The organism is Streptomyces tritici (assembly GCF_048500665.1).
GTDB lineage: Bacteria > Actinomycetota > Actinomycetes > Streptomycetales > Streptomycetaceae > Streptomyces > Streptomyces tritici.
Window position 1 is genome coordinate 3,813,202 of sequence record NZ_CP183183.1, and the last position, 18,037, is coordinate 3,831,238.

Below are 18,037 nucleotides of genomic sequence, written 5' to 3' on the forward strand. Positions count from 1 at the left end.
CGGTGATTGTCGGTGGCCGGGGTTAGGGTCGCAAGCACTGATGTTCGGAGGGCCGGGGCGACCGGGGGGAGGCGCATGAGCACGACGAACTGCCTGGTCACGAACGACTGGATCTGCGGCGAGTATCTGCGCACCCGGGGCGGCGAGTTGACCGAGGCCACGCTCCAGCACGTCGGCATCACCGCCGCCTCCGTGCTGCTCGGCCTGCTGGTCGCCTTCCCGCTCGCCCTGCTGGTGCGGGCCAGGCCCCGGCTGGCCGCGCCGGTGCTGGGCCTGACCACGCTGCTGTACACGGTCCCGTCGCTCGCGATGTTCTCGCTGCTGCTGCCGTTCTTCGGCCTTTCGGCCTCGCTCGTGGTGACCGGTCTGGTGCTGTACTCGCTGACGATCCTCGTGCGGAACATCCTGGCCGGCCTGGAGGCGGTGCCGGCCGGGACGCGGGAGGCCGCGCGCGGCATGGGGTACGGTCCGGGCCGGCTGCTGTGGGAGGTCGAACTGCCCCTGGCGCTGCCGTCGGTGATGGCCGGGGTGCGGATGGCGACGGTGTCCACGATCGCGCTGACGACGGTCGGGTCGATCGTCGGGCGCGGCGGGCTGGGCAATCTGATCGAGGACGCGCTGCCGACGTTCTTCAAGGCGCAGGTGCTGGCCGCGTCCGTGCTGTGCGTGCTGCTCGCGGTGGCCGCCGACCTGACGCTGCTGGGCGTCCAGCGGCTGCTGACGCCCTGGACGCGGATACGCACGGCCCGGGGGGCGGTCGCGTGAGCGCCGTGTCCGGGGCCTGGGCCTGGCTCGCCGACGGCGCCCACTGGGCGGGGGCCGACGGGGTCTGGCAGCGGCTCGGCGAGCATCTGTACGTGAGCGGGCTGGCGCTGCTGCTGGCCGGTGCGCTGGCGCTGCCGCTCGGGCTGTGGCTGGGCCACCGGGGCCGGGGCGGCACGCTCGCGATCAACGTGTCCAACGTGGGCCGGGCGGTTCCGGTGTTCGCGGTGCTGGCCCTGTTCATGGTGTCGCCGCTGCGCAACGCCGGCTACGTGCCGACCGTGACCGCGCTGGTGCTGTTCGCGGTGCCGCCGCTGCTCACCCACGCCTACGTGGGGGTGCGGGAGGTGGACCGGGCGGTGGTGGAGGCGGCGCGCGGGATGGGGATGTCCGGCGGGCAGCTGTTCCGGCGGGTGGAACTGCCCCTCGCGCGCGGGCAGCTGATGACGGGTCTGCGCTCGGCGGCCGTGCAGGTCATCGCCACGGCGACCATCGCCGCGATGGTCGGCCAGGGCGGCCTGGGCCGGATCATCACGGCCGGCTTCGCCACGTACGACACCGCTCAGGTGGTGGCGGGCGCGCTCCTCGTGGCGCTGCTCGCGCTGCTGGTGGAGGCGGCGCTGGTGGCCGCGGACCGGCTGCTGGGCCGACGACCGATCGACGAACGGAATGGGTGATCTCGTGAGCAGGACCTCGCGCGCCGCCGGAGCGGCGCTGGCCGCCCTGGCGCTGACCGGCGGGCTGGCCGCCTGCGGCGGCGACAGCCTGGAGCAGGCCGGCGGCACGGGCGGCACCGGCGCGGCCGGCGGCGGGAAGAAGGGCACGCTGGTCGTCGGCGCCGCCGCCTTCACCGAGTCGAAGGTGCTGGCGGAGCTGTACGCGCAGCTCCTCGACGACGCCGGCTACGACGCCTCGGTGACCACGGTGAAGAACCGCGAACTGTACGAACCCGCCCTGGAGAAGGGCGAGATCGACGTCGTTCCGGAATACGCGGCGACGCTCGCGGAATTCCTGAACGCCAAGGTGAACGGCCCGAAGGCGCCCGAGGAGAAGCCGGTCGCCTCGGGCGACGCGGCGGCGACGGTGGCGGCGCTGAAGAAGCTCGCCGAACCGCGCGGACTGAAGGTCGGGGCGCACGGGGAGGCGGTCGACCAGAACGCCTTCGCGGTGAGCCGGGAATTCGCCGAGAAGAACAAGCTGACCAGCCTTTCCGATCTCGGCCGCGCCAAGCTGAAGGTGAAGATCGCGGCGGGCGACGAATGCGCGGTACGGCCCTTCTGCGCGCCGGGCCTGAAGTCGGTGTACGGCATCGACGTCGCCGGAGTCGACCCCAAGGGCGTGGGCACCCCGCAGGCCAAGCAGGCCGTGAAGGACGGCGTGGACCAGTTGGTCCTGACGACCACGACCGACGCCACGATCGACTCCTTCGGCCTCGTCCTTCTCGCCGACGACAAGAAGCTGCAGAACGCCGACAATGTGCTGCCGGTGCTCAATGCGAAGGACGCCGGCGCGCCGGAGATCGCCGCCGCGCTCGACAAGATCACCAAGGTCCTCACCACTGCCGATCTCGCCGAGTTGAACCGCAAGGTGGACGCCGAGCGGGCCAAGCCCGAGGACGTCGCGAAGGCCTATCTGGAGTCGAAGGGGCTGCTCGGGAAGTAACGCCGGAGCAAAGGGAATCGGTCATTCCGACAGGCTCGGCAGAGAAGGCCGAAGAGTTTGCGGGGGCGGCCCCCCACGGGCCGCCTACGCACGGTAAATTTCAGGCCATGCCACGTGGACGCCACCGTCATTCCCCGCCCCTGCACAAGCTCCTGCCGCCCTCCGCGGTCGCCGGCGCTTCCGCTGTCTGTGCGGTAGGCGCCTGGCTGTTCACCGATCCGCTGGTCCTGCGCCTGCTCGTGGCGGCCGCCGCCGGCGCCGCGGTCACCGGCTCCGTCCTCATGCGCAGCTGGGACCGGAGCGCCGGCCGCAAGGTCGCCGAGCTGGGCCGGGCCCGCACCGCCGACCAGTGGAAGTCCGAGGAGCGGATCGCCGAGCTGGAGTCCGACCTGGAGGAGTCGCGCGAGCTGCGGGTCCGCCTGGAGACCAAGCTGCGCGCCAAGCGCGTCGAACTGGCGGGCCTGCGCAACGAGCACGCCGAGCTGCTGCGCCGGTACGCCACCGCGGAGACCGCCCGCGCCAGCGCCCTGGAGGGCCGTCGCCGGCTCGCCCTCGAGGCGTCCGCCCCGGCCAAGGAGCTGCCCGCCGCCGGGTCCTCGCCGACCCCGGAGGCGTACCGCCAGGCCGCCGAGGCCCTGCGTGACCTCGCCCGCAACGCCGCGGCCCAGGAGGCCCGGCGCACCGCCGAGGCCGCCCGCAGCCGCGACCTGGCCGAGCGGGCCCGGGAGGCGGAGGAGCCGCAGGGGAAGCACGCGGCCGCCGCCGGGACCGAGCAGCACGCGCGTACGGCCGGCGCGCCGACCGCGGCCGCGCCCGCGGCCGTTCCGGCCGTCCGTACCGTCCCGGCCGCGGCCGCCGTCGTCCCGTACCACGCCCGCCGTCCCGCCCCGCGCCCCGAGGGCAGCTTCGACTTCTTCGGCACCCAGGGCGCCAAGCCGGTCCCGCCGGCCGGGAGGCCGGTGCAGCCGGGGCAGAGCGCCAGGGCCCTGCAGAGCGGCCAGCAGAAGGCCGTGGCCGCCATCGAGGCCGTGCAGCACGAGGACCTCGCCGACGTGGTGGGCGAGGAGGTCCTCGCCGAGGCGGACACCGCCCGGCCCGCGCCGCAGCGGGTCATCGGCCAGGTCATCGACCTGACCGCGCACGACGAGACCGAGCAGCTCGACGTGGCCGAGCTCCGCGGCGCCGTCAACTCCTGACGACACGCGAAGGCCGCCGGTCCGCAGCAGCGGACCGGCGGCCGTTTCGCGTGTCCGGGGACCAACCGGGGCGCGCCTACTTGTCGATGTCGCCCACGACGAAGAACAGCGAGCCGAGGATCGCGACCATGTCCGCGACCAGCGTCCCCGGCAGCAGCACGGTCAGCGCCTGGATGTTGTTGTACGAGGCCGAGCGGAGCTTGAGCCGGTACGGCGTCTTCTCGCCCTTGGACACCAGGTAGTAGCCGTTCACGCCGAGCGGGTTCTCGGTCCAGGCGTACGTGTGGCCCTCCGGGGCCTTCAGGACCTTCGGCAGCCGCTGGTTGATCGGCCCGGGCGGCAGCTCGGCGATCCGGTCCAGGCAGGCGTCGGCCAGGTCCAGGGAGTTGTGCGTCTGCTCCAGGAGGCACTCGAAGCGGGCCAGGCAGTCGCCCTCCTCGCGGGTGACCACCTTCAGCGTGTCCCGCAGCTCCCCGTACGCGAGGTACGGCTCGTCGCGCCGCAGGTCGAAGTCGACGCCGGAGGCGCGGGCGATCGGCCCGGTCACGCCGAAGGCGTGCACCGACTCCGCGGACAGCGTGCCGACGCCGCGGGTGCGGCCGCGGAAGATCTCGTTGCCGAGGACCAGGCGGTCGTACACGTCCATCCGCGCCCGCGCGTCCGCGACCGCGGTGCGGACCCGGCCGAGCCAGCCGGCCGGCAGGTCCTCCTTCAGGCCGCCGACCCGGTTGAACATGTAGTGCATCCGGCCGCCGGAGACCTCCTCCATGACGGCCTGCAGCTCCTCCCGCTCCCGGAAGGCGTGGAAGATCGGGGTGATGCCGCCGAGTTCGAGCGGGTACGAGCCGAGGAACATCAGGTGGTTGAGCACCCGGTTCAGCTCGGCGAGCAGCGTCCGCGTCCAGACCGCGCGCTCGGGCACCTCCATGCCGAGCATCCGCTCGACGGCCATGACGACGCCGAGCTCGTTGGAGAACGCCGACAGCCAGTCGTGGCGGTTGGCCAGCATCACGATCTGCCGGTAGTCACGCGCCTCGAACAGCTTCTCCGCGCCGCGGTGCATGTACCCGACGACCGGCTCGGCCTGCCGCACGACCTCGCCGTCGAGCACGAGCCGCAGACGGAGCACACCGTGGGTCGAGGGATGCTGCGGCCCGATGTTCAGCACCATGTCGGTGCTCTCCGCCGCCCCGCCGATACCGATGGTCGTCTCCGTCATGGGGACAGTATCCCCGCCGGGGCCGGGGGGACGGCCACCCGTTCCGGGACCCGGACGGGCGGCCAGGTGCGGGGCTCCTGGCCGGGGCCGTTCACGTGGAGCCGGAGGCGACCGTCCCTAGGCGCGTCACACGTCGTGCCGCAGCCAGAGAAAGTCCCCGAGCCCGCCGCGCGCGGTCAGCTCCGCCGCCTCGCCCGCCGAGGCCAGCGCCCGCACGTACGCCCCCGGGTCGGCCGACGCCAGCGACAGCGGCGGCCGCTCCCCGGTCACCCCCAGCCCCCGCAGTGCCTCCCGTTGCGTCACCAGCGAGCCGCCCCCGGCGGCGGCCCCGCACGCGTCCATCGCCACATGCGCCGTGACGTCGCAGGAGCCGTCCGGCACCGGCGCGACCTCGCGCCCGTCCCGGAAGCCGGTCAGCGTCCCGAACGGCGGCCGGGAGGCGCGCACGTGCCCGTAGTCCACCGCCACCGCCGTCCCGGCGGCCAGGCAGGAGACGGCCGCCGCCCACGCCTCGTCGCGCGGCCGCCCCAGCTCCGCCCGCTCCCCGGGCGCGAGCGGCGGCCACCACCGCTCAAGCCACCGCGCGTCCGCGCCGGTCACCTCCGCGCCCGGCCGCTCCGCGCCGTCCGCCCGCACCTCCACGTACCGGACGGCCCCGGCCTCGTCCGGCTGCGCGACGTCCACCGGCACGTTGTCCAGCCACTCGTTCGCGAACAGCAGCCCGCGCACGCCCTCCGGCACCCGGTCCGTCCACGTGATCCGGGCGTCCAGCCCCGCCGGCCGGGGCGCGCGCTCCACGCCGTACGCGCGGACCGCGAGCCCCTCGGGGACCGCCGCCAGCACCCCGGCCAGCAGCTCGCCCCGCCCCGCGCCGACGTCGACGAGGTCCACCTCGCCCGTCCCCAGCCGGTCCGCGACCTCCGTCAGCAGCCGGGCCACCGCGCCCGCGAACAGCGGCGAGGCGTGCACCGACGTGCGGAAGTGGCCGGCCGGGCCCTCGGGCCGCAGATAGAAGCCGCCGGGCCCGTACAGCGCCCGCTCGGCGGCGAGCCGCCATCCGCTCCACCGTTCCCGCTGACACGTCTCATCCGTCACGCGCCCAGTCTCCACCTTGCGGAGTACGGTGCTCACGGCAAGGATCGGCCCTCCGGTTGACCCCTGCACCTGTCGCCCTTCCCTACGCTGGGGCACGTGCAGCGCGTCTACGACTTCCTCCGCGGACACCCGACGGGTGTCGACGGCTTCTGGGCCGTCGTCCTGTTCGGGTTCTCCGTGCTGTGGGTCGCCACGAGTTACCCGACGGTGGAACTGCCGCTCGCGTACGGGGTGGTCGGCGCGCTGTTCGCGGTCGTCGTGGGGCTGCGGCGCAGAATGCCGGAGCGGATGCTGCTGCTCGCGGTCGCACTGGGCGTGGCGCAGCTGGTGCTCGGCCTGATGCCGTTCCTCGCCGACTTCGCGATGCTGGTGATCATCTACACGGTCGCCGCGCACGACGGGCCGCGCTGGGCGTCCCGGCTCGCGCTGGCCGGCGGACTGAGCGCGGCGACGCTCGCGCAGCTCAGATGGCCGACGGAGGGCCCGGGGTCGACGGCCGCGCACGTCTTCTTCACCGTGATCATGACGGTGCCGTTCGCGCTCGCGTGGGTGCTCGGCGACTCGATCCGCACCCGCCGCGCCTACTTCGCGCAGCTGGAGGAGCGGGCCTCGCGCCTGGAGAAGGAGCGCGAGGCGCAGGCCAAGGTCGCGGTCGCCGCCGAGCGGGCGCGGATCGCCCGCGAACTGCACGACGTCGTCGCGCACAACGTGTCCGTGATGGTCGTCCAGGCGGACGGCGCCGCCTATGTGCTCGACAGCTCCCCGGACCAGGCCCGGCAGGCCCTGGAGACCATCGCGGGCACCGGCCGGCAGGCGCTCGCCGAGATGCGCCGGCTGCTGGGGGTGCTGCGCACCGGCGAGCACCAGGAGGCCGGCGAGTACGTGCCGCAGCCGGACGTCCAGCAGATCGAGGAGCTGGTGGAGCAGGTCCGGCAGGCCGGGCTGACCGTCGACTTCAAGATCGAGGGCTCGCCCCGGCCGCTGCCCAGCGGCGTGGAGCTCACCGCGTACCGGATCGTGCAGGAAGCGCTCACCAACACCCGCAAGCACGGCGGCCCCGAGGCCGGGGCCAGCGTGCGCCTGGTCTACTTCGACGACGGCCTCGGCCTGCTCGTCGAGGACGACGGCCGGGGCGCGCCGCAGGAGATGTACGAGGACGGCGGCGCCGACGGGCGGGGCCACGGTCTGATCGGCATGCGGGAGCGGGTCGGCATGGTCGGCGGCACCCTGGACGCGGGCCCGCGGCCGGGGGGCGGCTTCAGGATCAGCGCCCTGCTCCCTCTGAAAACCGCCTGAAGCCGCTGAGGCTGCCGAAGCCGCTACGAAAAGGAAACCCCATGTCCATCCGCGTGATGCTCGTCGACGACCAGGTGCTGCTGCGCACCGGCTTCCGCATGGTCCTGGCCGCCCAGCCGGACATGGACGTGGTCGCCGAGGCGGGCGACGGCGCGGAGGCGATCGAGACCCTGGCCGGCACGGAGGTGGACGTCGTGCTGATGGACGTCCGGATGCCGAAACTCGACGGGGTCGAGGCGACCCGGCGGATCTGCGCCGGGCCGAACCCGCCGAAGGTGATCATCCTGACCACCTTCGACCTCGACGAGTACGCCTTCTCCGGTCTGAAGGCGGGCGCGAGCGGCTTCATGCTCAAGGACGTGCCGCCGGGCGAGCTGCTCGGCGCGATCCGCTCCGTGCACAGCGGCGACGCGGTGGTCGCCCCGTCGACCACCCGCCGGCTCCTCGACCGCTTCTCCCCGATGCTCCCGTCCTCCGGCAAGGAGCCGCAGCACAAGGAGCTGGAGAAGCTGACGGACCGCGAGCGCGAGGTGATGATGCTGGTCGCCCAGGGCCTGTCGAACGGCGAGATCGCCGCCCGCCTGGTCCTGTCGGAGGCCACCGTCAAGACGCACGTGGGCCGCATCCTCACCAAGCTCGCCCTGCGCGACCGCGTCCAGGTCGTCGTGCTCGCCTACGAGACGGGCCTGGTCCGGGCGGGCGGGGGCGCGGGCTGAGCGGCGCGCGGCTCGCCCCGGGCCGAGCCGCGCGCCGCCCCCCGGAAGGCCGGCCGGGTTCACAGGCCGGCCGCCCGGATCACAGGCCGGCCAGGAACCCCCGGACCGCCTCGCGGACGTCCTCCGGCGTCCACTCCAGGCCCGGCGCCGCGACCGTCACCTCCGTCGTCGCCACGCCCGGCGGGCCGCCCGCCGGGCCGGGGAACCAGCGGCGGAAGAGCAGCGTGCCCGTCTCCTCCACCAGACGGACCGACGCGGCCGTCAGCGCCTCCGGCTCGTACGGCAACCACACCTGGAACTGGTGGGTGTGCGGGACCTCCGGGTGGATCCGGAACCAGGGCGCCGGTGACTCCTCCAGCGCCTCCCGCAGGGCCTGCGCCACCACCCGCGCGTGCGCGACGTACGACGGCAGCCTCGGCAGCTCCTCCTCCAGGCCGCGCAGGGCCGACAGGGCCGCCGGGTACTGCTGGAACACCAGGCCGCCGTAGCGGTGGCGCCAGGTCCTCGCCTCGGCCGTCACGTCCTCCGGGCCGGCCAGCGCCGCGCCCGCCATCCCGCCCAGCGACTTGTAGAACGAGACGTACACGCTGTCCGCGAGGCCGGCGATCTCCCGCGGATCCCGGCCGCCGAAGTGCGGGCCGCACTCCCACAGCCGCGCCCCGTCGAAGTGGACCACCGCGTCCCGCTCCCGCGCCGCGTCGACCGTCTCCACCAGCTCCTCCCACGACGGCAGCACGAAGCCCGCGTCCCGCAGGGGCAGCTCCAGCATCAGCGTGCCGAACGGCTCCGGCAGGTCCCGGACCTCCTGGGCCGTCGGCAGCCGGGGCGCGGTCGTCGGGTGGACCGTGCGCAGTCCGCTCACCGCGCCGAGCGCGCCCTCCTCGTGCACCTCCGGATGGGCCAGCGGGTGCAGCGCGACCACGTCGCTGCCGGTCCGCCCGGCCCAGCAGCGCAGCGCCACCTGCTGCGCCATCGTCCCGGTCGGGAAGTACACGGCCTCCGGGAAGCCCAGCAGCTCCGCCACCCGCCGCTCCAGCGCGGCCACGACCCCGTCGCCGTACAGGTCGAGCGCCTCGTCCCCGTACGGCGAGGACTCCGCCCACGCGGCCAGCTCCCGCAGCCGGGGGCCGACGGCGCCGTCCGCCGACGAGCTCCCGAGCCGGCGGCGCGCGCCGCCCCAGATCCGTACGAGCTCCGCTCTCTGCTGCGCATCGTCATCGTCCATGCGCTGATCATCACACTGCCGCCCACAGCCTGTGGATGGTCGCTGGAGAGGGCGAAACGCTGGCGTAGCATGGCCAGAAATCGTCCGGTACCCCCCGCGGACTGGAACGGAAGGCCGCCGTCAGCGTGAACGCAGCACCAGAAACCCGAGCCGAGGACCGCCCCGCCCGGCTCGCCGTCGGCGTGGTCGGCGCCGGCCGCGTCGGACCCGCGCTCGCGGCGTCCCTGCAGCTCGCCGGGCACCGCCCGGTCGCCGTCTCCGGGGTCTCCGACGCCTCCCGCCGCCGCGCCGCCGCCCTGCTGCCGGACGTGCCGATGGTGCCGCCCGCCGAGGTGCTGGCCCGCGCCGAGCTGGTCCTGCTGACCGTGCCCGACGACGCCCTGCCGGGCCTCGTCCAGGGCCTCGCCGAGACCGGAGCCGTACGGCCCGGGCAGCTCATCGTGCACACCTCCGGGCGGTACGGCGTCCAGGTCCTCGACCCGGCCCGCCGGGCCGGCGCGCTCCCGCTCGCGCTGCACCCCGCCATGACGTTCACCGGCACCCCCGTCGACGTCCAGCGGCTGGCCGGCTGCTCCTTCGGGGTGACCGCGCCCGAGGAGCTGCGGCTGGCCGCCGAGGCCCTGGTGATCGAGATGGGCGGCGAGCCCGAGTGGATCGCCGAGGCGAACCGGCCGCTCTACCACGCGGCCCTCGCCCTCGGCGCGAACCACCTCGTCACCCTGGTGGCCCAGTCGATGGAGCTGCTCCGCACGGCCGGAGTGGCCGCCCCCGACCGGATGCTCGGCCCGCTCCTCGGCGCCGCCCTCGACAACGCGCTGCGCTCCGGCGACGCCGCCCTGACCGGCCCGGTCGCCCGCGGCGACGCGGGCACGGTCGCCGCCCACGTCACCGAGCTGCGCAAGCACGCCCCCGGCACGGTCGCCGGCTACCTGGCCATGGCCCGCGCCACCGCCGACCGGGCCCTCGCCCACGGACTGCTCAAGCCCGAATTCGCCGAGGACCTGCTGGGCGTCCTCGCCACCGGACCGCAGGCCGCCGACCCGCCCGCGGCGGGACCCGAAGGAGACAGCCGCCGATGAGCCGCAAGCGCGACTTCGAACTCGTCCCCACGACCGACGACCTCGGTTACGTCCTGGAGCACTTCGCCCCCCGCGGCCGCACCGCCGTCGTCATGACCATGGGCGCCCTCCACGAGGGCCACGCGACGCTGGTCCGCACCGCCCGCGCCCACGTCGGCAAGGACGGCTACGTCCTCGTCACCGTCTTCGTCAACCCGCTCCAGTTCGGCGCGGGCGAGGACCTCGACCGCTACCCGCGCACCCTCGACGCCGACCTGAAGGTCGCCGAGGAGGCCGGCGCGGACGCCGTGTTCGCCCCGTCCGCCGACGAGGTCTACCCCGGCGGACAGCCGCAGGTCCGGATCACCGCCGGCCCCATGGGCGAGCTGCTCGAGGGCGCGTCCCGGCCCGGCCACTTCGACGGCATGCTCACCGTCGTCGCCAAGCTGCTGAACCTGACCCGTCCGGACGCGGCCTTCTTCGGCCAGAAGGACGCCCAGCAGCTGGCCCTGATCCGGCGGATGGTCCGCGACCTGAACTTCCCGGTCGAGGTCGTCGGCGTGCCGACCGTCCGCGAGGCCGACGGCCTGGCCCTGTCCAGCCGCAACCGCTACCTCTCGCCCGCCGAGCGGCGCACCGCGCTCGCCCTGTCGCGGGCCCTGTTCGCCGCCCGCGACCGGCTCGGCGCCCAGCAGGCGCTGCGGGCCCGCGCGGCCTCGCTGCCCGCCTCCGAGACCCGAGCCGAGGCGCTGTCGCAGATCGGCGAGGCCCGCGCCGCCGCCGACGCGCACGCGGTCGCGCAGGCAGGCGAGGGCGGCGGCGCCGACGCCGTACGGGCCGCGGCCCGCGCCGTGCTGAACGAGGCGGCCGAGGCGCACCCGCCGCTGACCCTGGACTACCTGGCCCTCGTCGACCCGGCCGACTTCACCGAGGTCGCCGACGACCACGACGGCGAGGCGATCCTCGCCGTCGCCGCGCGGGTGGGGACCACGCGGCTGATCGACAACCTCCCCCTGAACTTCGGAGCCGCCCAGTGACCGGAAGCCCCGCGACCGGCAGCCCGGCCGACGCCGGCGCCCCGGCGTCCGGCATACGCCTCGACGCCCCCGCTCCCGGCTGGGCCGTCGAGGCCGACGTCGTGGTCGTCGGCTCCGGCGTCGCCGGCCTGACCGCCGCCCTGCGCTGCACCGCAGCCGGGCTGCGCACCGTCGTCGTCACCAAGGCCAACCTGGACGACGGCTCCACCCGCTGGGCGCAGGGCGGCATCGCCGCCGCGCTCGGCGAGGGCGACACCCCCGAGCAGCACCTCGACGACACCCTCGTCGCCGGCGCCGGGCTCTGCGACGAGCGGGCCGTGCGCGCCCTGGTCACCGAGGGCCCGGACGCCGTGCGCCGGCTCATGGCCACCGGCGCGGACTTCGACCGGACCGCCGACGGCACGATCGCGCTGACCCGCGAGGGCGGCCACCACCGCCGCCGGATCGCGCACGCCGGCGGCGACGCGACCGGCGCGGAGATCTCCCGGGCCCTGGTCGAGGCGATACGCGAGCGGGGCGTGCGCACCGTCGAGCACGCCCTCGTCCTGGACCTCCTGACCGACGCCGAGGGCCGCACGGCCGGCGTCACCCTGCACGTCATGGGCGAGGGGCAGCACGACGGCGTCGGCGCCGTCCACGCCCCGGCCGTGGTCCTCGCCACCGGCGGCATGGGCCAGGTCTTCTCCGCCACCACCAACCCGGCCGTCTCCACCGGCGACGGCGTCGCCCTCGCGCTGCGCGCCGGGGCCGAGCTGTCCGACCTGGAGTTCGTCCAGTTCCACCCGACCGTGCTGTTCCTCGGCGCGGACTCGCGGGGCCAGCAGCCGCTGGTCTCCGAGGCGGTACGCGGCGAGGGCGCCCACCTGGTCGACGCGGACGGCGTCCGGTTCATGGCCGGCCAGCACGAGCTGGCCGAGCTGGCGCCCCGCGACATCGTCGCCAAGGGCATCATGCGCCGGATGCAGGAGCAGGGCGCGCGCCACATGTACCTCGACGCCCGGCACTTCGGCGCCGAGATGTGGGAGCACCGCTTCCCGACGATCCTGGCCGCCTGCCGGGCGCACGGCATCGACCCGGTGACCGAGCCGATCCCGGTCGCCCCGGCCGCGCACTACGCCTCCGGCGGCATCCGCACCGACCTGCACGGCCGGACCACCGTGCCGGGCCTGTACGCCTGCGGCGAGGTCGCCTGCACGGGCGTCCACGGAGCGAACCGGCTCGCCTCGAACTCCCTCCTGGAGGGCCTGGTCTTCGCCGAGCGCATCGCCGAGGACATCGCGGCGCACGGCCCGCACCGCGCGGGCGCGCCGGCCGCGCCGTCCGTCCCGCACGTGATGCCGGCCGTCGACCCCGACCGGCGCGCGGAGATCCAGCGCGTCATGAGCACGCACGCCGGAGTGCTGCGCTCCGCGGAGAGCCTGCGCGCCGCAGCCGAAGCCCTGGACGAGCTGAGCCTGGACGCGACCGTGGCGTCCCTCGGCGACAAGCCGGCCGTGCCCGGCACCGAGTCCTGGGAGACCGCCAACCTCCTTGCCGTCGCCCAGGCCCTGGTCGCCGCCGCGCGGGAGCGGGAGGAGACCCGTGGCTGCCACTGGCGCGAGGACTTCCCCGGCCGCGACGACGGAACCTGGCAACGCCACCTGATCGTGCGGCAGACCGCCGGGGGACTGGCCGTCACCCCCACCGCCAGCGCAGACTTTCCGCCCGTAACCCCCGAAGCAACCAGGGAGCCGCAGTCGTGAGCACGCCCGAAGAAGCACGTCCGGAGCCCGTGGACGTGCCCCTGATCCACATCAACGCCCCTGCCGAGGCCGGCGGCTGCGGCGACGGCTGCGGCTGCGCCGGCGGCGACGAGGTGTACGAGTGCGGGCTCGACCCGGCGCTCGCGGAGCTGCTGGCCGAGGCGGGCCTCGACCCGATCCAGGTCGAGGACGTCGCCCATCTCGCGATCGCCGAGGACCTGGACGGCGGCGTGGACGTCACCACCGTGGCGACCGTCCCCGAGGAGGCGGTGGCCACCGCCGACTTCACCGCCCGCGAGGCGGGCGTGGTCGCCGGTCTGCGGGTGGCCGAGGCGGTCCTCTCGATCGTGTGCACCGAGGAGTTCGAGGTCGAGCGGCACGTCGAGGACGGCGAGCGGGTCGAGGCCGGGCAGAAGCTGCTGTCCGTCACCAGCCGCACCCGCGACCTGCTGACCGGCGAGCGCAGCGCGCTGAACATCCTGTGCCGGCTGTCCGGCATCGCGACCGCCACCCGTCGCTGGGCCGACGCCCTGGAGGGCACGAAGGCCAAGGTCCGCGACACCCGCAAGACCACCCCGGGCCTGCGCGCCCTGGAGAAGTACGCGGTGCGCTGCGGCGGGGGCGTCAACCACCGCATGTCCCTGTCGGACGCGGCGCTGGTCAAGGATAACCACGTGGTCGCCGCCGGCGGCGTGAAGCAGGCCTTCGAGGCGGTGCGCGAGCAGTTCCCCGAGGTCCCGATCGAGGTCGAGGTCGACACCCTGCACCAGGTCCGCGAGGTCCTGGACGCGGGCGCGGACCTGATCCTGCTCGACAACTTCACCCCCGCCGAGACGGAGGAGGCGGTCACCCTGGTCGCCGGCCGGGCGATCCTGGAGTCCTCCGGGCGGCTGACGCTGGAGAACGCGCGGGCGTACGCCGAGACCGGCGTGGACTTCCTGGCCGTCGGCGGGCTCACCCACTCCTCCCCGATCCTGGACATCGGCCTCGACCTGCGCGAGGCGGCCGTCTGATGCTGCTCACCATCGACGTCGGCAACACCCAGACGACCCTCGGCCTCTTCGACGGCGAGGAGATCGTCGAGCACTGGCGGATCTCCACGGACCCGCGGCGCACGGCCGACGAGTTGGCGGTCCTGCTGCAGGGACTGATGGGCATGCATCCGCTCCTCGGCGAGGAGCTGGGCGACGGCATCGAGGGCATCGCGATCTGCTCGACGGTGCCGGCGGTGCTGCACGAGCTGCGCGAGGTGACGCGGCGGTACTACGGGGACGTCCCGGCGGTCCTGGTCGAGCCCGGCGTGAAGACGGGCGTGCCGGTCCTCGCGGACAACCCCAAGGAGGTCGGCGCGGACCGCATCATCAACACGGTCGGCGCGGTCGAGCTGTACGGGGGTCCGGCGATCGTCGTCGACTTCGGGACGGCGACGACGTACGACGCGATCACCGCCCGCGGCGAGTACGCGGGCGGCGCGATCGCCCCGGGCATCGAGATCTCGGTGGAGGCGCTGGGCGTCCGGGGCGCCCAGCTCCGCAAGATCGAGCTGGCCCGGCCGCGCAGCGTGATCGGCAAGAACACCGTCGAGTGCATGCAGTCCGGCATCGTGTTCGGCTTCGCCGGCCAGGTCGACGGCGTGGTGGCGCGGATGAAGCGCGAGCTGGCGGGCTCCGGCGACCCCTCGGACGTCACGGTGATCGCGACGGGCGGGCTGGCGCCGATGGTGCTGGGCGAGTCGTCGGAGATCGACGTCCACGAGCCCTGGCTCACCCTGATCGGCCTGCGCCTGGTCTACGAGCGGAACGTCAGCCGCCTCTGAGGACCCGGGCCGCGCCCACGGGAGCACCGGCGCGCCGCGCGTGTCGGGTTTCGCGAAGTTTGTCTGATTAGCGCGTATCGTCGCCGCATGCCCACGCCATACGGATCCCGCGGCGGCCTGGCCTTCGGCGCCGACGAGCTGCGCGTGCTGCGCCGCGCGCTCGCCGGCGCCCTGTGCCCGGCCCCTCTCGACGACGAGGACGTGCAGGAATGCCTGCGCCTCGCGGACGCACTCGACGAGGCCGCCCGCGAGGCCGGGCGGCTGCGCGCCTTCCTGCTCGCCGACCTCGGCCGCTACCGCGCTGCCCTCCCCGGCTCCGCCCCCGGCTACCTGGAGCTGCTCCAGGACGCCCTGGCCGCCGGCTACGACCCCCGCCCCGAGGACCTGGCGGCGCTGCGCTCGCTGCGCGACCGGCCGGTGGCCGCCGCGCTCCTCGCGCGGTGCGCGGTGCTCGCCGAGCGGTCGCTGCGCGCCCGCCTCGCCGCGGTGACCGCGCCCGCGCCCCGGACGCGGCTGCTCGCGCTGCCGGGCGGGCGCTCCGCCGAGGAGCCCAAGCCGAAGCCCGCGCCCGCGCCGAAGCCCGGCGAGCGGCCGGTGCCCAAGCCGTCCGAGGTGTTCCCGCCGCGCCGGCGGCCCGTCCCGCCGCCCCCGCCCGAGGAACGCGCCGCCGGATAGCTACTCTGGACGCCATGGAATACGTATCCGCGCTCCTGCCCCCCGTCGTGATGGCCGCGTTCTTCATCGGCCTCGTCGTGACGATCGTGAAGAGCCAGGGCGGCCCGAACAAGGCCAAGGAGGACGCGGCCGTGGACGCCGCGCTGGCCCGCGCGGAGGCCACCCGCCAGGCACAGACGGAGGGCGGCGCCCGCTAGGGCCCGTCCGGGGCTCCCGGGCCCCGCTCCGTCGCACCCCGAGGGGCGTACGACCGTGTCGCGGTCGTACGCCCTTTTTGTACGTCAATGACCGGCCATTCCGACAAAGCGGACTAAGGTGGCCATGTGCCCCGTCAATTGGGAGAGCTCGAAGACGCCGTCATGACGCGCGTCTGGCAATGGAACCGCCCGGTGACCGTCCGGGAAGTCCTGGAGGATCTCCAGCAGGAACGGTCCATCGCCTACACCACCGTCATGACCGTAATGGACAATCTCCATCAGAAGGGCTGGGTGCGACGGGAAGTCGAGGGCCGGGCCTATCGATATACGGCGGTCTCCACCCGGGCCGCCTACTCCGCCGCGCTCATGAACGAGGCCTGGTCGCAGAGCGACAACCCCGCCGCCGCACTCGTCGCCTTCTTCGGGATGATGTCCGCCGAGCAGCGCGAAGCCCTCGACGACGCCGTGCGGATCGTCCAGCGCGACACCCCGAATCCCCCCGAGAGCCTCGCCGAGGGCCCGGCCGAGGGCGACTCCGGCGCCGCCGGTCCGGGGCGATAACGTCCCTCCATGTCGACGTCCTCCGCCTCCGTCCCCGCCACCGCGCCGAAAGCCGTCACCGTACGCCGCGCCCGCACCTCCGATGTCGCCGCGGTCCGCCGCCTCGTGGACCCGTACGTGCGCCGCGGCATCCTGCTCGACAAAGCCACGGTGACCCTTTACGAGGACATCCAGGAGTTCTGGGTCGCGGAACGCGACACCGACGGAGTCGTCGTCGGCTGCGGCGCCCTGCACGTGATGTGGGAAGACCTCGCGGAAGTGCGCACTCTCGCCGTGGATCCCGACTTCAAGGGCGCCGGCGTGGGACACCAGGTGCTGGACAAGTTGCTGCACACCGCCCGATGGCTCGGTGTCCGGCGGGTTTTCTGCCTCACCTTCGAAGTGGACTTCTTCGCGAAGCACGGCTTCGTCGAGATCGGTGAGACGCCGGTCGACGGAGATGTCTACAGCGAGCTCCTGCGTTCCTATGACGAGGGCGTCGCGGAGTTCCTCGGTCTCGAACGAGTGAAGCCGAACACCTTGGGCAACAGCCGGATGCTTCTGCACCTGTGAGCGTAAGCGCTCCGCGGATCCCTATGTCCGAATCGCGCACGTTTCCCGCACCGCCGGGCTTCTGAACCTCTCCCAGGGGTTTGTGTTTTTCCCGGAAAAGCGGTTTCCTTTCCGCGTACTGCATTTTCGATGAAAGGAAATCCGGTGGCACAGAAGGTTCAGGTCCTTCTTGTCGACGACCTCGACGGCGGCGAGGCGGACGAGACCGTGACGTTCGCGCTGGACGGCAAGTCCTACGAGATCGACCTCACCACCGCCAATGCGGACAAGCTCCGCGGCCTGCTCGAGCCGTACACCAAGAACGGCCGGCGCACCGGCGGCCGCGCTGCTTCCGGCCGAGGAAAGGGCCGCGTCGCCGCGGGCGGCAACAAGGACACCGCGGAGATCCGCGCCTGGGCGAAGGCGAACGGCTACGAGGTCAACGACCGCGGCCGCGTCCCGGCCACGGTGCGCGAGGCCTACGAGAAGGCCAACGGCTGACGGCCACGCGTCAGCCGGAGCCGGTGGCACTCCGTCGCCGCCGCCTCCACCAGTCGTACGAGGCCCGGGGCGTCCCCCGGACCCGTGACCGCCGGCAGCGCCGGCAGCGACGACTCGACCTCGCGGCCGGGCATGGGGGGCCGCAGCCACACGGCGGCGCCCGGCCGGCCGGAACCGCGCCATCCTGGGGGAACGGGAGCGGTGATCCGGCCGCCGGGGCCGATGCCGGCGAGGTCCAGGGCGATCCCGCCCCACTCCAGCCAGTCGAGCAGCCCCGGCAGCTCCTCGGCGCTCCCGGCCGCCACGAGCAGCCGCATCCGGCGCCCCATGAGGGCCACCGGGCCCGTGCCGCCCACCCTCCGCAGCACGGCGTGACCGGCCGCCGCGGGCAGTTCGAGCACGTCGAACCGGAGCCCGGTCGGCAGCAGCACCGGGGGACCGGGGGCCGTAGCCCAGCCGAGCGCCTGCTCGTACCACCGCGCGACGCCCTCCTCGGACGGCGTGCGGGGGAGCGGAACCGTCAGTGCCATGCCCGGGGAACTCCCGAGGCTGCCGAATGGTTACGCCAGCGGTGACACCGCGTCCCCGTCCGATCGCACACCGTGTCCGCACGGCGGTGTGCGGGCGCATTCGATGACGCAAGGGTGTTCGCCCATAGCGGAGGGAACCCGGGTGTGCCGCATGGAGTGTCAGTGCTTACGGGTAAGACATTCCTTGTGGGAAGGGACGACACGCGGTCTTCGGCGGC

At 74.1% G+C, this 18,037-nt stretch carries 20 protein-coding genes; 16 read left to right on the plus strand and 4 right to left on the minus strand.

Going from position 1 to position 18,037, the window contains the following annotated elements; all coding sequences use genetic code 11:
* Nucleotides 1-75: 75 nt before the first annotated feature.
* From ACNJ93_RS17730 to ACNJ93_RS17745, 4 genes are all read left to right on the plus strand, one after another.
* Nucleotides 76-765: an ABC transporter permease gene (locus ACNJ93_RS17730; protein WP_418958377.1), complete on the plus strand. Its 690-nt coding sequence runs from the start codon at nt 76-78 to the stop codon at nt 763-765.
* Entirely contained in the window at nt 762-1,439 is a 678-nt protein-coding gene (locus ACNJ93_RS17735; RefSeq protein ID WP_418958378.1) for an ABC transporter permease, read from the plus strand. Before ACNJ93_RS17730 ends, ACNJ93_RS17735 begins: the two co-directional genes overlap by 4 nt.
* On the plus strand, nt 1,432-2,424 hold the full coding sequence (locus ACNJ93_RS17740; RefSeq protein ID WP_418958379.1) for an ABC transporter substrate-binding protein: 993 nt from the start codon (nt 1,432-1,434) through the stop codon (nt 2,422-2,424). The genes ACNJ93_RS17735 and ACNJ93_RS17740 overlap by 8 nt, the downstream gene beginning before the upstream one ends.
* Before the next feature lie 107 nt (nt 2,425-2,531).
* Nucleotides 2,532-3,620: a hypothetical protein gene (locus ACNJ93_RS17745; RefSeq protein ID WP_418958380.1), complete on the plus strand. Its 1,089-nt coding sequence runs from the start codon at nt 2,532-2,534 to the stop codon at nt 3,618-3,620.
* Between the two features lie 76 nt (nt 3,621-3,696).
* Here ACNJ93_RS17745 and ACNJ93_RS17750 read toward each other — a convergent pair whose 3' ends face one another.
* Nucleotides 3,697-4,839: an NADH-quinone oxidoreductase subunit D gene (locus ACNJ93_RS17750; RefSeq protein ID WP_418958381.1), complete on the minus strand. Its 1,143-nt coding sequence runs from the start codon at nt 4,837-4,839 to the stop codon at nt 3,697-3,699.
* A gap of 126 nt (nt 4,840-4,965) precedes the next feature.
* Entirely contained in the window at nt 4,966-5,934 is a 969-nt protein-coding gene (locus ACNJ93_RS17755; protein ID WP_418958382.1) for an SAM-dependent methyltransferase, read from the minus strand.
* Between the two features lie 96 nt (nt 5,935-6,030).
* Here ACNJ93_RS17755 and ACNJ93_RS17760 point away from each other — a divergent pair, with 96 nt between their 5' ends.
* Together ACNJ93_RS17760 and ACNJ93_RS17765 are read left to right on the plus strand one after the other, a co-directional pair.
* A complete protein-coding gene (locus ACNJ93_RS17760; RefSeq protein WP_418958383.1) occupies nt 6,031-7,230 on the plus strand; it encodes a sensor histidine kinase in 1,200 nt (399 codons plus the stop codon).
* 41 nt (nt 7,231-7,271) lie between these two features.
* Nucleotides 7,272-7,946 (plus strand): response regulator, encoded by a 675-nt coding sequence (locus tag ACNJ93_RS17765; protein ID WP_418958384.1) that lies wholly within the window; start codon nt 7,272-7,274, stop codon nt 7,944-7,946.
* Between the two features lie 79 nt (nt 7,947-8,025).
* On the opposite strand, the gene ACNJ93_RS17770 is transcribed toward ACNJ93_RS17765, so the two are convergent.
* Nucleotides 8,026-9,171: a threonine aldolase family protein gene (locus ACNJ93_RS17770; protein WP_418958385.1), complete on the minus strand. Its 1,146-nt coding sequence runs from the start codon at nt 9,169-9,171 to the stop codon at nt 8,026-8,028.
* A 125-nt stretch (nt 9,172-9,296) separates the two neighbouring features.
* On the opposite strand from ACNJ93_RS17770, the gene ACNJ93_RS17775 reads away from it, so the two are divergent.
* The 10 genes from ACNJ93_RS17775 (at nt 9,297) to ACNJ93_RS17820 (ending at nt 17,289) form a co-directional block, all read left to right on the plus strand.
* The gene (locus ACNJ93_RS17775) at nt 9,297-10,250 is read left to right on the plus strand and encodes a Rossmann-like and DUF2520 domain-containing protein (RefSeq protein WP_418958386.1); all 954 of its coding nucleotides are present in this window, start codon (nt 9,297-9,299) and stop codon (nt 10,248-10,250) included.
* Nucleotides 10,247-11,266 (plus strand): pantoate--beta-alanine ligase, encoded by a 1,020-nt coding sequence (gene panC, locus ACNJ93_RS17780; RefSeq protein WP_418958387.1) that lies wholly within the window; start codon nt 10,247-10,249, stop codon nt 11,264-11,266. Before ACNJ93_RS17775 ends, panC begins: the two co-directional genes overlap by 4 nt.
* The gene (locus ACNJ93_RS17785; RefSeq protein WP_418958388.1) at nt 11,263-13,008 is read left to right on the plus strand and encodes an L-aspartate oxidase; all 1,746 of its coding nucleotides are present in this window, start codon (nt 11,263-11,265) and stop codon (nt 13,006-13,008) included. The genes panC and ACNJ93_RS17785 overlap by 4 nt, the downstream gene beginning before the upstream one ends.
* Entirely contained in the window at nt 13,005-14,021 is a 1,017-nt protein-coding gene (gene nadC, locus ACNJ93_RS17790; protein WP_418958389.1) for a carboxylating nicotinate-nucleotide diphosphorylase, read from the plus strand. The genes ACNJ93_RS17785 and nadC overlap by 4 nt, the downstream gene beginning before the upstream one ends.
* Nucleotides 14,021-14,824 (plus strand): type III pantothenate kinase, encoded by an 804-nt coding sequence (locus ACNJ93_RS17795; protein WP_418958390.1) that lies wholly within the window; start codon nt 14,021-14,023, stop codon nt 14,822-14,824. The genes nadC and ACNJ93_RS17795 overlap by 1 nt, the downstream gene beginning before the upstream one ends.
* 117 nt (nt 14,825-14,941) lie before the next feature.
* Nucleotides 14,942-15,499, plus strand: coding sequence for a hypothetical protein (locus tag ACNJ93_RS17800; protein ID WP_418961445.1), 558 nt, complete (start codon nt 14,942-14,944; stop codon nt 15,497-15,499).
* A gap of 14 nt (nt 15,500-15,513) precedes the next feature.
* Entirely contained in the window at nt 15,514-15,696 is a 183-nt protein-coding gene (locus tag ACNJ93_RS17805; protein ID WP_418958391.1) for a hypothetical protein, read from the plus strand.
* A 126-nt stretch (nt 15,697-15,822) separates the two neighbouring features.
* Nucleotides 15,823-16,257 (plus strand): BlaI/MecI/CopY family transcriptional regulator, encoded by a 435-nt coding sequence (locus tag ACNJ93_RS17810; protein ID WP_418958392.1) that lies wholly within the window; start codon nt 15,823-15,825, stop codon nt 16,255-16,257.
* 9 nt (nt 16,258-16,266) lie between these two features.
* Complete coding sequence (locus ACNJ93_RS17815) at nt 16,267-16,809, plus strand: amino-acid N-acetyltransferase (protein WP_418958393.1); 543 nt, start codon at nt 16,267-16,269, stop codon at nt 16,807-16,809.
* A 144-nt stretch (nt 16,810-16,953) separates the two neighbouring features.
* Nucleotides 16,954-17,289 (plus strand): histone-like nucleoid-structuring protein Lsr2, encoded by a 336-nt coding sequence (locus tag ACNJ93_RS17820; RefSeq protein WP_418958394.1) that lies wholly within the window; start codon nt 16,954-16,956, stop codon nt 17,287-17,289.
* On the opposite strand, the gene ACNJ93_RS17825 is transcribed toward ACNJ93_RS17820, so the two are convergent.
* Nucleotides 17,268-17,819: an SCO3374 family protein gene (locus tag ACNJ93_RS17825; protein ID WP_418958395.1), complete on the minus strand. Its 552-nt coding sequence runs from the start codon at nt 17,817-17,819 to the stop codon at nt 17,268-17,270. The two genes, ACNJ93_RS17820 and ACNJ93_RS17825, sit on opposite strands and share 22 nt — an antisense overlap.
* Between the last annotated feature and the right edge of the window lie 218 nt (nt 17,820-18,037).

Coding starts and splice junctions, on each gene's coding strand:
- ACNJ93_RS17730 (WP_418958377.1), top strand. CDS start 76: ATGAGCACGACGAACTGCCTGGTCACGAACGACTGGATCTGCGGCGAG.
- ACNJ93_RS17740 (WP_418958379.1), top strand. CDS start 1,432: ATGGGTGATCTCGTGAGCAGGACCTCGCGCGCCGCCGGAGCGGCGCTG.
- ACNJ93_RS17745 (WP_418958380.1), top strand. CDS start 2,532: ATGCCACGTGGACGCCACCGTCATTCCCCGCCCCTGCACAAGCTCCTG.
- ACNJ93_RS17750 (WP_418958381.1), bottom strand. CDS start 4,839: ATGACGGAGACGACCATCGGTATCGGCGGGGCGGCGGAGAGCACCGAC.
- ACNJ93_RS17765 (WP_418958384.1), top strand. CDS start 7,272: ATGTCCATCCGCGTGATGCTCGTCGACGACCAGGTGCTGCTGCGCACC.
- ACNJ93_RS17770 (WP_418958385.1), bottom strand. CDS start 9,171: ATGGACGATGACGATGCGCAGCAGAGAGCGGAGCTCGTACGGATCTGG.
- panC (WP_418958387.1), top strand. CDS start 10,247: ATGAGCCGCAAGCGCGACTTCGAACTCGTCCCCACGACCGACGACCTC.
- ACNJ93_RS17795 (WP_418958390.1), top strand. CDS start 14,021: ATGCTGCTCACCATCGACGTCGGCAACACCCAGACGACCCTCGGCCTC.
- ACNJ93_RS17805 (WP_418958391.1), top strand. CDS start 15,514: ATGGAATACGTATCCGCGCTCCTGCCCCCCGTCGTGATGGCCGCGTTC.
- ACNJ93_RS17815 (WP_418958393.1), top strand. CDS start 16,267: ATGTCGACGTCCTCCGCCTCCGTCCCCGCCACCGCGCCGAAAGCCGTC.
- ACNJ93_RS17825 (WP_418958395.1), bottom strand. CDS start 17,819: ATGGCACTGACGGTTCCGCTCCCCCGCACGCCGTCCGAGGAGGGCGTC.